Below are 14,825 nucleotides of genomic sequence, written 5' to 3'. Positions count from 1 at the left end.
GAATGCTCATGTCTGTACAAAATAATATTGCTGGCAGTGAAAGCGTGGTGCTGGAACGTCCTGCTGCGGGTGGGGTTTATGCCTCCCTGTTTGAGAAAATCAATCTGAGTCCTGTCTCCGAGTTGAGCGCGCTAGACATCTGGCAAGATGCGCAGGCGATGTCAGATGCGACCGCTGATGAGCGTCTGACTGCCGGTATGCAGGTCTTTCTGGAGTGTCTGACCAAAGCAGGCTCGAAGGTCGAAAAACTGGATAAAAGCCTGATTGATCACCATATCGCTGAGCTCGATTATCAGATCAGCCGCCAGTTAGATGCGGTTATGCACCATGACGAATTTCAGGCGGTTGAAAGCCTGTGGCGCGGGGTGAAGTCGCTGGTTGATAAAACAGATTTTCGCCAGAACGTGAAAATTGAGCTGCTGAGCATGTCTAAAGAAGACCTGCGCCAGGACTTTGAAGACAGCCCGGAAATTATCCAGAGTGGTCTCTATAAACACGCCTACATTGATGAATATGATACCCCAGGCGGCGAGCCGATTGCGGCGCTGATTTCCGCTTACGAGTTTGATGCTTCAGCGCAGGATGTCGCTCTGCTGCGCAACATCTCTAAAGTTTCCGCTGCTGCGCATATGCCGTTTATCGGCTCTGCAGGTCCAAAATTCTTCCTCAAGGAGTCAATGGAAGACGTCGCGGCGATTAAAGATATTGGCAACTATTTTGACCGCGCAGAGTACATTAAGTGGAAATCGTTCCGCGATACGGACGACGCTCGCTACATCGGCCTGGTGATGCCGCGCGTACTGGGTCGTTTACCGTATGGCCCGGATACCGTTCCGGTTCGCAGCTTCAACTATGTCGAAGAAGTCAAAGGTCCGGATCACGACAAATACCTGTGGACCAATGCCTCGTTTGCCTTCGCGTCTAACATGGTGCGCAGCTTTATCAACAATGGCTGGTGTGTACAAATCCGTGGCCCGCAGGCCGGCGGTGCGGTTCAGGATCTGCCTATCCATCTGTATGACCTGGGTACCGGCAATCAGGTAAAAATCCCGAGTGAAGTGATGATCCCTGAAACCCGCGAATTCGAATTCGCGAATCTGGGCTTCATTCCATTGTCCTACTACAAAAACCGCGACTACGCCTGCTTCTTCTCAGCCAACTCTACTCAGAAACCGGCGCTGTATGACACAGCAGATGCGACGGCTAACAGCCGCATCAACGCCCGTCTTCCTTACATTTTCCTGCTGTCGCGTATCGCCCACTACCTGAAGCTAATTCAGCGCGAGAACATCGGTACCACCAAGGATCGCCGACTGCTGGAGCTGGAGCTGAACACCTGGGTCCGCAGTCTGGTGACCGAAATGACCGATCCGGGCGACGAACTGCAGGCGTCTCATCCACTGCGTGATGCGAAAGTCGTGGTGGAAGACATTGAGGATAATCCGGGCTTCTTCCGCGTGAAATTGTATGCGATTCCGCACTTCCAGGTGGAAGGTATGGACGTAAACCTGTCGCTGGTTTCCCAGATGCCGAAAGCGAAGTCGTAAGGCGAGGGGAAATCAGGGATGAAAATTTACCGCCCACTTTGGGAGGATGGGGCCGCTCTGGCCCCGCAACAGTTCCAGCAGCAGGCCCGTTGGAATGAACACGTTGCCAACATGGTCGCCCGGATGGGTATTTCTCATCCCTGGGGTGTGGTTGCGGCAGAATTTGATGATGCTGCATTGGCGCTCTCTCGCCTGAATGCCATCCGTCTGGTGGTACGCTTTCAGGACGGTACTCTTGTGGATACTGACCTGGCAGATATGCTTCCTCCGGTCTGTGACTTGTCTGTTGCAGCCGGCAGTGAATCTGTTGATGTGGTTGTCGCACTGCCGCTGCTGAGTGCCAGCGGTGGCAACCTCGATAACGGTCAGGACAGTGAGCGCCCGCGTCGCTGGAAAGCGGAGCGTGTGGTAGTGCAGGAACTGGCCGGGTATGAAAGCGGGGAGTTGGCCATTCTGCGTCATGCGCTGACTCTTCGTTTGTCCAGCCAGGAAAATACGTCATACCTGACCTGTCCGGTGGCCCGTCTGATGCGTAATGCGCAGGGGCAGTGGAGCCGGGACCCGGCTTTCATTCCGACGATGCTTTCCCTTTCTGCAAGCCCGCTTCTGACCAGCGAGCTGGGTGACCTGCTGATCCGTTTGCAGGCCCGCCGCCGTCGCCTGATGGCCATGCGCCGTGAAAGCAATGAGAGGATGGCCGACTTTGCAGTCGCGGATGTCTCCCTGTTCTGGCTACTCAATGCTCTAAACAGTGCCGAGCCGGTGCTGACGGAACTGCTGCAGACACCGGATCGTCACCCGGAGTTGCTGTACCGCGAACTGACTCGTCTGGCTGGCAGCCTGCTGACCTTCTCGCTTGAGCACGACGCCGGGGACATTCCTGCTTATCAGCATGATGCACCGGAACGGGTATTCCCACCATTGCTGACACTACTCGATAAACTGCTGGAAGCGAGCCTGCCGTCGCGGGTGGTGAGTATCCACCTGGAGCATCAGGACCAGATCTGGAAAGGTGCCCTCCACGATGCTCGCCTGCGTGAAGGGGCTGATTTCTATCTTTCCGTGCGCTCCTCCATGCCGAACCATGAACTTCAGACGAAATTCCCGCAGTTGTGTAAGGCGGGCAGCTTTGATGATGTGTCGGATGTAGTGAATGTGGCTCTCAGCGGGATGGCTATCAAACCTCTGACCCATGTTCCGGCGGCTATCCCGTTACGTCTTGAGAACCAGTACTTCTCTCTGGATCTGAGTACCGATGCGGCGCGGGCGATGCTGGAAGCGGGAAGCTGCACCTTCTACACCCCGCGCTCATTGGGAGATGTGAAACTTGAACTCTTTGCGGTGCTGCGCACATGAATAAATCCGAACTCACCCAGCTAGAACGTATCTTCTACCCGGGCTGGCTGATGGTTAGTCAGCTGCGGGGCGGTCAGGAAGTCCGTGACGGGGAAGGCCTCTATCGCCGGGCCTGCCGTTTGGTGCAGGAGGCGAAAGCGGCGCTCACGGAAGCTGGCTACAGCGATATAAGCCGCGATCATATGGTGTATGCCCTGTGTGCGCTACTTGATGAGAGCGTGATGAACCGGGGAACCATCGATGATGGTTATCTGACCTGGCGGCGTGACCCGCTGCAGGCACACTTCTTTGGCACCCTCAATGCCGGTGAGGAGTTGTGGGAAAGAATCCGGGACTTGCTGAAAGAAACTGCCCCTGACGCCGCCGTCCTGACCTGTATGTACCGGACCCTGCAACTGGGGTTCGTTGGTCAGTATCGCGCCCAGAATGACGAGCGTCGGGAAGACATTATTCGCGCTCTAGCAGAACGGGTGCCCGCTTTCTCGCTGGCACAGGATGCCCCCATTGTTGCCCGAGCATCACGCCTGCGCAGCGGTTGTCGCTGGTACTGGCTGACCTGGGCTTTGGCTGTTGTCGCCCTGGCAGCGCTCTGGTTCTTCCTTTCGTCTTCGCTTACCGAACTGGTAAGCCAGACCGTCAGGCCGGAGTAAGAGATGCGGGATGCGTACCGAAGTCTGTTAACTGCCCTGGGTGCCGTACTGGCGCTGTGGCTCATTCTGGGATTCTGGGCACTGTCGACGGGAAGCCGTGTAGTACTCAGTCTGCTGGTTGTTCTGGTGTCCGGGGTGATGCTCTGGCGTCAACGCCGGGCTTCTCAGGTGCGGGCAACCGCTGTTCGTGAGATTGTGGACGAAAACCTGCCGCCGGAAGATTTTCAGGGGGCGGTGATCCTCGCCTGTGGCGACAACGCTCCGCTGTTTGCGTCCGGCTTACATCACAGGGAAACCCGGCAGGGTTGGTATCTGCGGGTGAAGGATGCGGAACAGCTTCCCCTCTTTGCGCAGCACCTGAGTTTGGTGCGTCCAGCCCTGGTGTCGCAAATCTCCGTAATGCTGGCGGTGGTGCCTGAACAGCACACCTCCAGTGATGATTTTACCCAGTCTCTGCGGGGCTGGCAGCGGGCTGTCGTCCAGTGCCGCGTGGCATTCGGCACGCTCCCCCCGCTGTGGACAGTGACCTGGTTATCGCCCCCTGCAGCATGTGTGGAGGAAGAGCCTGTCTGGTTTACCACGGTAAGCCAGCGGGGCGGTATTCAGGTGTATCAGCCCGGTCAGGGCAGTGTGTCACTGACGGAATGGACCCGAGATACCGGGGCAGAAGGGCGTCTTTCTCGTCTGAGTCAGGGCCTGTGGCTGGACAGTCTGCTTGCCTGGCAGAAAATCGCGGTGAATGACCTGTTGTCGGTACGGCGGGGAGAGTTGCCGGTGATGAAGCCCTGCGTACAGGGTATGTGCATAGTTCCGGTGAGCGGTATCGCAGGCAATCTCTGGCAACAGCGCATCACCTCCGTGACGGCGCTACCACCGGATACCGTTGTCACCACCAAGCCACTGCCGCTGCCTGAACTGCTGCTACCTGCGTTACCGCGTCGACGTGGCGTCAGCCGCAGAATGATGTTCTGGCGCTACGCCGCATTTCTGGGCGGGATTTTCCTCGCGCTTGCCATGCTGGCGTCCTGGATGAACAACCAGCGCCTCATTCGGAATGTTGGCGATCATCTTACGTTATATCACCAGCTGACGGGTCAGCCTGCTGCCCCGAAACTGCGTGCGCAGCAGCGACTGAGAGCCGATGGCGCATTGCTGGACGACTGGCAGCGCCGCGGGGAGCCACTGCGCTATCGTCTTGGGTTGTATCAGGGGCTGCGCCTGATTCCGCTCGTTGAAGCCGCCGTCAGTGACTGGGCGCCTCCACCACCGCCTCCACCGGTCATTAAGAAAATCATTCAGGGTCCGAAAACCCTTCGCCTCGACAGCATGTCGCTGTTCGATTCGGGCAAGTCGGCGCTGAAAGCCGGATCCACCAAAATGCTTGTCAATTCCCTGGTGGGGGTTAAGGCCAAACCGGGCTGGCTGATTGTCGTGTCCGGTCATACCGATAATACCGGTACTCCGCAACTGAACCAGACGCTGTCCCTGAAACGTGCCGAAGCGGTGCGCAACTGGATGCGTGACACCGGCGATGTGCCGGAAAGCTGTTTTGCGGTGCAGGGCTATGGCGAAAGCCGTCCGATCGCAACTAACGACACCCCGGATGGGCGCGCGCTCAACCGCCGTGTCGAAATCAGTCTGGTACCGCAGGCCAATGCCTGCCAGATACCGGGCCACACCCAGGCGTCATCGCAGGATGATGGCGCATCACAACACAATGGAGAGTAATTCCATGGCAATTCCTGTTTATCTTTGGCTGAAAGACGACGGCGGCGCGGACATTAAAGGTTCTGTGGACGTTCAGGATCGTGAAGGCAGCATCGAAGTTGTCGCTCAGGAACATAACCTGTACATCCCGACCGACAACAACACCGGCAAGCTGACCGGTACCCGTATCCACACCCCGTTCCTGTTCACCAAGGAAATCGACTCGTCCAGCCCGTACCTGTACAAGGCTGTGACCACCGGTCAGACCCTCAAGTCTGCGGAATTCAAGTGGTACAAAATCAACGACGCGGGCCAGGAAGTGGAGTACTTCAACACCAAACTGGAAAACGTGAAGGTGGTGAAAGTGAATCCTGAAATGTATGACATCAAGGATCCTTCTAAAGAGAAGCACAACCACCTTGAGCGCGTTGAACTGCGTTACGAGAAAATCACCTGGACCTACAAAGACGGCAACATCATTCATTCCGATTCCTGGAACGAACGCGCCACCGCGTAAGTCGCAAGCGGGCAGATTTCTCTGTCCGCTTTTCTCTTTGCTGAACGTCTGCAGTGGCGGGCGCTGAGCAAAGAAAACATCACATCCCGGAAACAGACCTTATGGGCCTCGGTAACGGCCAGGGGCGGTAGCGTGCCTGTCAGGTCCTCAACAGTGAGTAAAACCAACATGGAAAACCCGGCAATCCTCCTTCGACGTCTTAATCCATACTGCGCTCGAGCTCTGGAAGGTGCAGCTTCGCTCTGCCAGACCCGCGCCCATGCAGAAATTCTGCCTGAGCACTGGCTGCTGAAGCTGCTGGAGCAGGGGGAAGGTGACCTGACGGTGTTGGCGCGTCGCTACGAATGGGATATGGATAGCATCTGGCAGGATTTGCTCGGCTGGCTGGATAGACAACCTCGCTCTGTTCGCCATCGGCCTCAGCTGTCTGATGACATCCAGACTCTGATGCAGCAAGCCTGGCTACTCGCTTCACTTAACGAAGAAGAGCATATTCGCAGCGTCCACCTGCTGATGGCACTGGTGGAAAAACCGAAACTGGCACGTTGTGACGGCCTTTGGCCGTTGTTAACCCTTGGTCAGAGTCAGCTGGATCGCCTGCGACCTTTGCTGGATGCGCAATCGGACGAGCGTCTGGAAATGCAGCGCGAAGCTGAGCTGGCACAGAGCCATGGTGGTGAGGTGGAATTTGTCGGACGCCCGGCTGGAGTAGGAGTGAAAGAGGGGGAACTGAGCCCGTCGCTACAGAACGCGCTGGATAAATTCACCCTTGATGTCACCGCCAAAGCCAAAGAGGGCAAGATTGACCCGGTATTTGGCCGTGATACCGAAATTCGTCAGATGGTGGACATTCTCTCCCGCCGTCGCAAGAACAACCCGATTCTGGTGGGCGAGCCGGGTGTCGGCAAAACTGCACTGGTTGAAGGTCTGGCACTGCGTATTGCCGAGGGGAATGTACCGGAATCCCTTAAAACGGTTGTCCTGCGTACCCTTGACCTGGGCCTGCTGCAGGCTGGCGCGGGCGTGAAAGGTGAGTTCGAACAGCGCCTGAAAAACGTCATTGATGCGGTGCAGCAATCGCCTGTACCTGTCCTGCTTTTTATTGATGAAGCGCACACTATCATCGGCGCAGGTAACCAGGCGGGTGGTGCAGATGCTGCCAACCTGCTGAAACCGGCGCTGGCGCGTGGTGAATTGCGCACTATTGCGGCCACCACCTGGTCCGAGTACAAACAGTACTTCGAACGCGATGCCGCACTGGAGCGCCGTTTCCAGATGGTAAAAGTGGATGAGCCTGACGATGACACCGCCTGCCTGATGCTCCGTGGCCTGAAATCCCGCTATGCCGAACACCATAATGTGCATATTACCGACGATGCGGTTCGCGCGGCAGTCACCCTCTCGCGCCGCTACCTGACCGGACGTCAGCTTCCTGATAAAGCGGTGGATCTGCTGGACACCGCTGCCGCCCGCGTGCGTATGAGTCTTGACACGGTACCGGAGCAGCTAACCCGCCTTCGCGCGAGTATCGCTGCGCTCGACATGGAAAAGCAGTCGTTACTGGAAGATATCGCCATTGGCAATCAGTGCCATGCCGAGCGCCTGAGCGAAATTGAGCAGGAAGAGGTGCGCCAGATAGTGGCACTCGACAAACTGGAAACCCAGTACGGTCAGGAGATGAAACTCACCGAGCAGCTACGCGAAAGCCGTCAGGATATCTCACGTCAGCGTGAGACTCATAGGCTGCAACAGGAGCTTAACGAGATGCAGCATAGCACCCCGCTGCTTTCCCTGGATGTGGATATCCGCACCGTTGCCAACGTGATCGCCGACTGGACAGGCGTGCCGTTGTCATCGCTGATGAAGGACGAGCAGACCGAACTACTGACCCTGGAAAATGAAATCGGTAAACGTGTGGTTGGGCAGGATGTGGCGCTTGAGGCTATCGCCCGGCGTCTGCGTGCGGCAAAAACGGGCCTTACGTCCGAGAACGGCCCGCAGGGCGTATTCCTGCTGGTAGGGCCGAGCGGCGTGGGGAAAACCGAAACAGCGCTTGCGCTGGCCGATGTCATGTACGGCGGCGAGAAGTCACTTATTACGATTAACCTCTCTGAATACCAGGAGCCGCACACGGTTTCCCAGTTGAAAGGGTCACCTCCGGGCTACGTCGGCTACGGCCAGGGCGGGATCCTCACCGAGGCCGTGCGTAAGCGCCCGTACAGCGTGGTGCTGCTGGATGAAGTGGAAAAGGCGCACCGCGACGTGATGAATCTGTTCTATCAGGTCTTCGATCGCGGCTTTATGCGCGACGGCGAAGGGCGCGAAATCGACTTCCGCAATACCGTCATCCTGATGACTTCCAATCTCGGAAGCGACCACCTGATGCAGCTGCTGGACGAAAACCCGGAAGCCGCCGAAGCAGATCTGCAAGAACTGCTGCGTCCGATACTGCGCGACCACTTCCAGCCCGCGCTGCTCGCGCGTTTTCAGACGGTGATTTACCGTCCGCTGGCTGAAGCTGCCATGCGTACCATCGTGGAAATGAAACTGTCACAGGTCAGCAAGCGCTTACATCGGCACTACGGCCTGACCACGCAGATTGATGAGAGCCTGTATGACGCGCTGACCACAGCCTGCCTGCTGCCGGATACCGGTGCGCGTAACGTCGACAGCCTGCTGAATCAACAAATTTTGCCGGTGCTGAGCCAGCAGTTACTGACCCATATGGCGGCTAAGCAGAAACCACACACCCTGACGCTCGGCTGGAATGATGAAGAAGGGATTGGGCTTGAATTTTCAGGTGCGCTGAATGCTAATCCGGAGGCAGGGAATGACCATTCATGATGGCAGTAAGAAGAAAAAGAAGGACGACAGGAATCAGGGCGATGATTCCGTCAGAAAACTGACCATCGGGGAAATCGCCTTAGCCAGAACGGTATTCGGCAACCGGATCGATTACGAGAAGGTAAAAATTCATCATGGTAGTTATCTGCCATTTGGATTGCAGGATGAACATACCGCAATGACACCTAATGGTGAAATATATTTCCGGTATTGGTATCGCGATGATTTCTCAAAAAGCTTGCCATTTTTACGGCATTTATTTATTCACGAAATGAGTCATGTTTGGCAGAGAGAGCGGGGAATGAACGTCATTGCCAGAGGGTTGATAAGTTGGTTGGTGAGCTATCGGTATGTGCTCGATGGACGACTGTTAAGCGAATATCCAATGGAACAACAAGCACAAATCATTGCGGATAGTTTTGCCTTGCAAAGTGAAGGGTATTATGGCTGGTTAAAGCTGAGGATTGATCATAGTGTAACGTTGGATGGCGATATTTCTGAGTCTGTCATTAAACAAGAGTATAAAAACGTGTTAAGAGGATTTCCATGGTGATTCCGATAATTTTTCGGATTCTGCGAGCAAGCCTGCTTGCTGTTATATGTTTGCAAACCTTAACCGGATGCCCGGGGCTTGGCGACAGACTAGAGCCAGATGAAGAGGGGCATATCATTTTTAATAATGGGAGTGTTTGCTTCTCTGTCAATGGTGGCGATGACTATGTATTAAAGTATATATCTATTAATCCTCGGGGAACAAATCCCAAAGATGAAAGAGTAATATTTAGCCCGCAGTTACGAATAAATAATGAATTGCTTTGTATTCCGCCATCGTTTTATGACTTCAATAAAGATGGTCAGTATTTCATCCAGGCCAGTTTTGCCTCTTTAAAGCATATAGGCTGTACTCGGCGTATTGTTTCAGCGCTTGAAGTGAGTAAAGGCGTGGTTCATAACATACGACCCAACGATATGGAGATCCTAAGGCCTTATGATGAAATGATTAAGAATTGATGCATTTCGGCTCGGCAGGTAACGTAATGAACCTAATTGTCTTTGTTATTCTCGTTATTGCCGTCACTTTGTTTTTTTTTGATGGTTTTATATTCATGTCTGTTAAGCGTGTAATACCCATTAGCGGTGACGGAAAAACAGCATGAACAATTTTTAAATGATCGTATAACTGATTAAAGCCCTCGGTGCGCTGTAGGGGCTGGAATTTTAACTACTCTTTTCGTACTCGCTGAGTACTTAAACCTGTTACTTGCCCGTCGGCAAGAAAGTCATGGACTGCAGGTTATCCCATGGAGTCAATATCATGAGTCTGACAGATACGCTTAAGGACACCCTGTCTGCGCTAACTGAAGGCGGACTGAACCGCTACCGTCTGGATATTCCGTCCTGCACAGCATTACTGGATGTGGAAGAGTTTAACGGTAATGAGTTCATGAGTGAGCTTTATACCTATACCATTATATTTACCAGCAGTGACCAGAATATCAGTCCAGCGCAACTGTTGACCAAGCCTGCCACACTGACTATGGGAACAGGACCACTGTCGGGACTCACCGGACAGAAAGTGGTGCATGGTGTGGTGACGCATTTTAAGCGTATCAGTGGTTCACGTGACCAGGCGACTTATCAGATTATTATTGAGCCGTTCCTGTCTCTGCTGCGCAAGCAATTCCGTACCCACCGTTTTTTCGTCAACAAGTCAGTACCGGAAGTCGTCACCGAAGTATTACAGGAGCATGGCCTGAAAGGCTGGGAGTATGAGCTCACCCTCAAAGCCGACTATCCGAAGCGCGAACAGATTAACCAGTACAAGGAAAATGACCTCGCGTTCATTGAGCGTTTGCTGGCTGAAGTGGGGATTTTCTACTTCTTTACCCTGCAACCTGACACCCAGACTGAGGTGGTGCATTTCGCAGACAAGCAGAGCGCATGGACATTCGGTAAGTCTCTACCGCTCAGCAGCCCATCAGGAATGAGTGACAATGCAGCGGATTCGGTCTGGGGGGTTTACGTCCGACATAACGTGGTTGAGCGTAATGTCACCGTCAGTGATTACAATCACCGTGAAGCCCAGAATGTCCTGACCTCTGTACCGGCGGACATGACCCTTGGCGATGGTGATGGTGTTACCTACGGAGAGGTCTATCACTACCTGCCGCGTCATCTTGAACGTGGCGACAAAATCACACCTTCAGCGGAAACCGGCAACTTCTGGGCACGCCTTGAGCACGAGCGTTTTCTGTCAGGACAGACGACTATCAGCGGCTGCAGTAATGATGCCCTGCTTTCTCCGGCCCAGGTGCTGACCATCAGTGAACGTGTGGTACCACCGACACTGCCGTCAGAAACGGACAACGGGATTATTGTTACCCGCACGGGCTATATGGCCAGTCGTAAAGATGCCCTGATCGTGATGTGGGAGGGGATGCCGTATTACGAGAACCGCTGCTGGCGGCCTGCTCCTAAAAAGCGTCCGGTGGTAAGTGGTACCCTGATGGCGCGTGTGACCAGTGCGAAAGATAACGACATCTACGCCTGGCAGGATGCATCCGGCATGTACCGGGTGAAGTTCGATGCTGACCGCGACGATAAACGGCAGGGTATGGAAAGCATGCCGGTGCGTTTTGCCAAGCCTTACGGCGGTGACAAGTACGGCTTCCACTTTCCGCTGATACAGGGTACTGAAGTTGCCATTGCCTTCCATGAAGGCGATCCGGATCGTCCGTATATTGCCCATGCAATGCATGACTCCCGCCACGTCGACCATGTCACTGAGGCCAACAGTACGCGTAACGTTGTCAGGACCGCGGGACTGAACAAGCTGCGGATGGAGGACAAGCGTGGTGAAGAGCATATCAAGCTCAGTACGGAGTACGGAGGTAAGACTCAACTCAATTTAGGACACAACGTCAATGCTTCCAGGGTTCTTCGTGGCGAGGGGGCGGAGCTGCGTACTAACGACTGGGTCAGCGTTCGCGGTGGTAAGGGCATTCTGCTTACTGCAGATGCTCAGCCTGACGTCGGCAGTAAAATGCTTGAAATGGACAGGGCTGTAGAACAACTGGAGCAGGCACTCACGCTGGCAAGAAGCCTCCAGGCCGCTGCGAAAGGGGCACAGGCGACAGTATCTGACATCGACAGCCAAAAGACGCTAAACAGCTCACTGAAATATCTGAAAATGCCAGGAATGCTGGCCAGTGCTCCCGCTGGAATAGGCATTCTCAGTCCTGAGGCCGTCCGACTTGCTTCAGGTGGGGCAAGTATTGGCCTCATGTCAGGTAAAAACACGGATATCAGCACCGGGCAATCGTTCACTGTAGCGGCAAGCGAGGCTGTAAGTTTGTTTGCACAGGCAGCAGGAATGAAAATGTATGCGGGGGCAGGGACGGTTGATATTCAGGCACAAGCTGATGCCATGAATGTCTCAGCATTACAGGACATCACTGTCGCCAGTGGTCAGGGAAGCGTAAAGGTGAATGCCAGCAAGGAACTGATTTTAAGTTGCGGTGGCGCTTATATAAAGCTTAGCGGTGGGAATATTGAACTAGGATGTCCGGGAAATATTTTGCTGAAAGCGGCCAATGTAAATCAGACAGGTCCTGCCAGTTTAGATACACCACCAGTGACGTTCCCGAAAGGGTACAGTGAAGGGTTTATCACAACATCATCTGTCAGCGGAGCAGTAAAGCCTTTCACCACATATAAAATTACAACGGCTGAAGGGGAGGTTTATGAGGGCATTTCCGGTGCAGAAGGAGAGACTTCTCCAATATTTACGTCTATGCCATCGCAGTTAAAAATCGAATATCCGCGCAATATTGCTGATAGCCAGGAGGGCGAATAAAATGACTACCGCTGTATCCTCACTCTGCCGTAAAAACCCTCATGCTCCATGTGAAGAGCAAATGCCCTACTGGGTCGAATTTCAACTGGTTGATGAGCAGGGCGATGCTGTAGCATATATGCCATGGACTGTTGAAAGTGCTCATCCTGTTTCCGCGCCGGTGGAGGGATTCACTTATTCTGGTCAGAGCGATGCTGACGGACTAATCAGGGTCGACATGCCGCACGGTCTGGAGCTGAGGCTGAAGTTAGATGGCAATCAACTGGCCAGGGAAATGGAAAAACGTGCCTTACGCGTTAGCCGCGATGCGGAAAATGATTCTGTTGTTCGTCCCGAAGTCGAAGAGAAAGGGTATATCTGGCATTATGCCGTTATTGGTGAACTTTGTCAGAGTTCACCAATCCTGGAATTAAGACCTGGTGAAATGTTACCTGCATACCACTTTCCTGCAAAAACAGCATATAAGGGATTAAAATTCCGAACGAATGAACTTGAAAAGCGTCATGTAATAGAAATATGCCCTTTCAGGGTATGGGAGCTCGTTCTGCATCATCAAAAGGACTATTCCATTGCTAATGGAATTAACCTTGGGGCGGCAGCAACGCTTGCCTATGCAAATGACAGTACTCTGGATACGGTGTCAATTACGCGCTTTTTTATTAACCAGTGCCAGGATCTATCCCGATTACCTCAACTTTATAAAGACGGCTCTGCATGGAATATGTTAGTACATGATGTTCCCTTTAGTGAACGGTATTACCCCCCGGTATTTATGGATACCTCACGAGACACGTCACCTAAGGAAGACGAGAAGAACCCACTTGGAACAGTACAGGCAGAAGATGATACTGCTGTAACAAATGCAGACGGTGATACGCAGTTTTATTATGTCTATAACGCGAATAAGGTGATCGTTGCCTGGCGTGGAACGGCCAGCTTGTTTGATGTGGGGACGGATCTGGCGTTCAGACCGGTAAATGCAGAATTATGCGATTTAGAAAAAACGCAATGTACTAGCTTATTACCTGCTGGCAAAGTGCATACTGGGTTCTGGAGTGGATATAACAGAGTTGAAAAAAAATTTAGTAAAGAAGTTACAAAATTTGAACAATTGGCAGGTGAGCGTGAACTATTTATTTGTGGCCATAGCTTAGGGGGCGCGCTGGCATTAATTCATTCGGTAAAGTTAAAGAATGTTAATCCAGTTCTTCATACCTATGGAATGCCACGAACTTTTACACGTGATGCAGTGATGCAATTGTCGGAGATTACCCATTACCGTCATGTGAATGATAATGATCCCATTCCAGCCGTACCCGCAGAAGCCAACCTTGATAACGAGTTATATAAATTATGGGGATGGTTTGGTGGAACGCTGGGCTTTTTCTGGTCATTGGGTGAGCTTCTTGCTTACCAGATGGTTGCCTGGGGAGACTGCTTCTGGCACCACGGCAATACGGTTGCCTTTCTCACAGCCACACAGAGCCGGGAATGGAATGAGTGTAAGAGGGATCTCCCAACTCCTGCAGGGTGCATTACCATCAGAAATCCACTTCCACTAAAGGCTAAGCTTTATCTTGTGCCCGCTCTGGCGGAACAAGAGATGCAACAGGCCGGTAAGAAACAGAAAGAATTTAAAGCGTCATTGACGCAACCGGATCTAAAAAATTTCTTCCCTAAAGGTAGCAACCCGGACAGAGGGATTAATTTAAATATTTTTGAACACTTTATGACGTCCTATATGCCCTATATGTATAACAAGGTGTTAGAGTTGATTGATAATGCCGGTATAGTGGAAAAACACACATTTACTGAGCGCCGGTATAATGTGGATGCATTCAGGGAGCAGATGGCAGAAAATAAAAATGATATACCGAATGATGAATTATCCAGAAATGAAATTTTCCTCAATATAGAAGGCTTGTTGGGAATATCGCTGACTCCAACATTATCTATGCCGTCTGGCAACGATACGCTTTTGCGGTTTGCTCAATACGGAGAAGAGGCAATGGAAAATGTATAATCAATCAAAAATTATTCTGCTTTCCCTGGTGTTGTTTTCCTCTGCAGGATGCAGTGTTAGCCAGGCCGTTAACAAGACGTTATCTCCACCGGCGGATACAAAATGGGTTAATTTTGAAGTAAAAAACCCTTCTCAGTACACGAAACCGATTCCACTTGAGGTCAGATACATCTCGTATGAATGTAAGAAAAAAAGAATCAGTGGATTTGATGGCTCAGTTATTACGGAACCCAGCTATAACGTTATCGGGATCCCCATGCAGCAAGAGAGCGGGGATATCTGGAAAGCAAAAGTGGCTATGACCGGTGGTGGCTCGTGTAAATGG

General features: G+C 52.8%; 10 protein-coding genes and 1 pseudogene. All 11 read left to right on the top strand.

Going from position 1 to position 14,825, the window contains the following annotated elements; genetic code table 11:
• Nucleotides 1-2 precede the first annotated feature (2 nt).
• Nucleotides 3-1,547, top strand: a complete 1,545-nt coding sequence (tssC, locus tag AB8846_RS20545; protein ID WP_370733558.1) for a type VI secretion system contractile sheath large subunit — start codon at nt 3-5, stop codon at nt 1,545-1,547.
• 18 nt (nt 1,548-1,565) lie between these two features.
• Nucleotides 1,566-2,903 carry a type VI secretion system baseplate subunit TssK gene (gene tssK, locus AB8846_RS20540; RefSeq protein WP_370733557.1) on the top strand — a complete coding sequence of 446 codons (1,338 nt, stop codon included), beginning with the start codon at nt 1,566-1,568 and terminating at the stop codon, nt 2,901-2,903.
• Nucleotides 2,900-3,553 (top strand): type VI secretion system protein TssL, short form, encoded by a 654-nt coding sequence (gene tssL, locus AB8846_RS20535; protein ID WP_370733555.1) that lies wholly within the window; start codon nt 2,900-2,902, stop codon nt 3,551-3,553. Before tssK ends, tssL begins: the two co-directional genes overlap by 4 nt.
• A gap of 3 nt (nt 3,554-3,556) precedes the next feature.
• Nucleotides 3,557-5,281 (top strand): OmpA family protein, encoded by a 1,725-nt coding sequence (locus AB8846_RS20530; RefSeq protein ID WP_370733554.1) that lies wholly within the window; start codon nt 3,557-3,559, stop codon nt 5,279-5,281.
• A 4-nt stretch (nt 5,282-5,285) separates the two neighbouring features.
• Nucleotides 5,286-5,777 (top strand): type VI secretion system effector Hcp, encoded by a 492-nt coding sequence (gene hcp / locus AB8846_RS20525; protein ID WP_023325816.1) that lies wholly within the window; start codon nt 5,286-5,288, stop codon nt 5,775-5,777.
• 168 nt (nt 5,778-5,945) lie between these two features.
• On the top strand, nt 5,946-8,621 hold the full coding sequence (gene tssH, locus AB8846_RS20520) for a type VI secretion system ATPase TssH (RefSeq protein WP_370733589.1): 2,676 nt from the start codon (nt 5,946-5,948) through the stop codon (nt 8,619-8,621).
• Nucleotides 8,608-9,174, top strand: coding sequence for a type IV secretion protein Rhs (locus AB8846_RS20515; RefSeq protein ID WP_370733553.1), 567 nt, complete (start codon nt 8,608-8,610; stop codon nt 9,172-9,174). The genes tssH and AB8846_RS20515 overlap by 14 nt, the downstream gene beginning before the upstream one ends.
• Nucleotides 9,168-9,632 carry a putative T6SS immunity periplasmic lipoprotein gene (locus AB8846_RS20510; RefSeq protein WP_370733552.1) on the top strand — a complete coding sequence of 155 codons (465 nt, stop codon included), beginning with the start codon at nt 9,168-9,170 and terminating at the stop codon, nt 9,630-9,632. Before AB8846_RS20515 ends, AB8846_RS20510 begins: the two co-directional genes overlap by 7 nt.
• Nucleotides 9,633-9,936: 304 nt before the next feature.
• Nucleotides 9,937-12,477 carry a type VI secretion system Vgr family protein gene (locus AB8846_RS20505; protein WP_370733551.1) on the top strand — a complete coding sequence of 847 codons (2,541 nt, stop codon included), beginning with the start codon at nt 9,937-9,939 and terminating at the stop codon, nt 12,475-12,477.
• Between the two features lies 1 nt (nt 12,478).
• Complete coding sequence (locus AB8846_RS20500) at nt 12,479-14,500, top strand: lipase family protein (RefSeq protein WP_370733550.1); 2,022 nt, start codon at nt 12,479-12,481, stop codon at nt 14,498-14,500.
• Nucleotides 14,493-14,825 (top strand): annotated as a pseudogene (locus tag AB8846_RS20495) (hypothetical protein); the annotation flags it as partial. The gene AB8846_RS20500 and the pseudogene AB8846_RS20495, both read left to right, overlap by 8 nt.

Source organism: Enterobacter sp. KB-221C9 (assembly GCF_041320715.1).
Lineage (GTDB): Bacteria > Pseudomonadota > Gammaproteobacteria > Enterobacterales > Enterobacteriaceae > Enterobacter > Enterobacter asburiae_D.
Note: the sequence above shows the minus strand (reverse complement) of the source record. Positions and strands in the feature narration are given on the sequence as shown.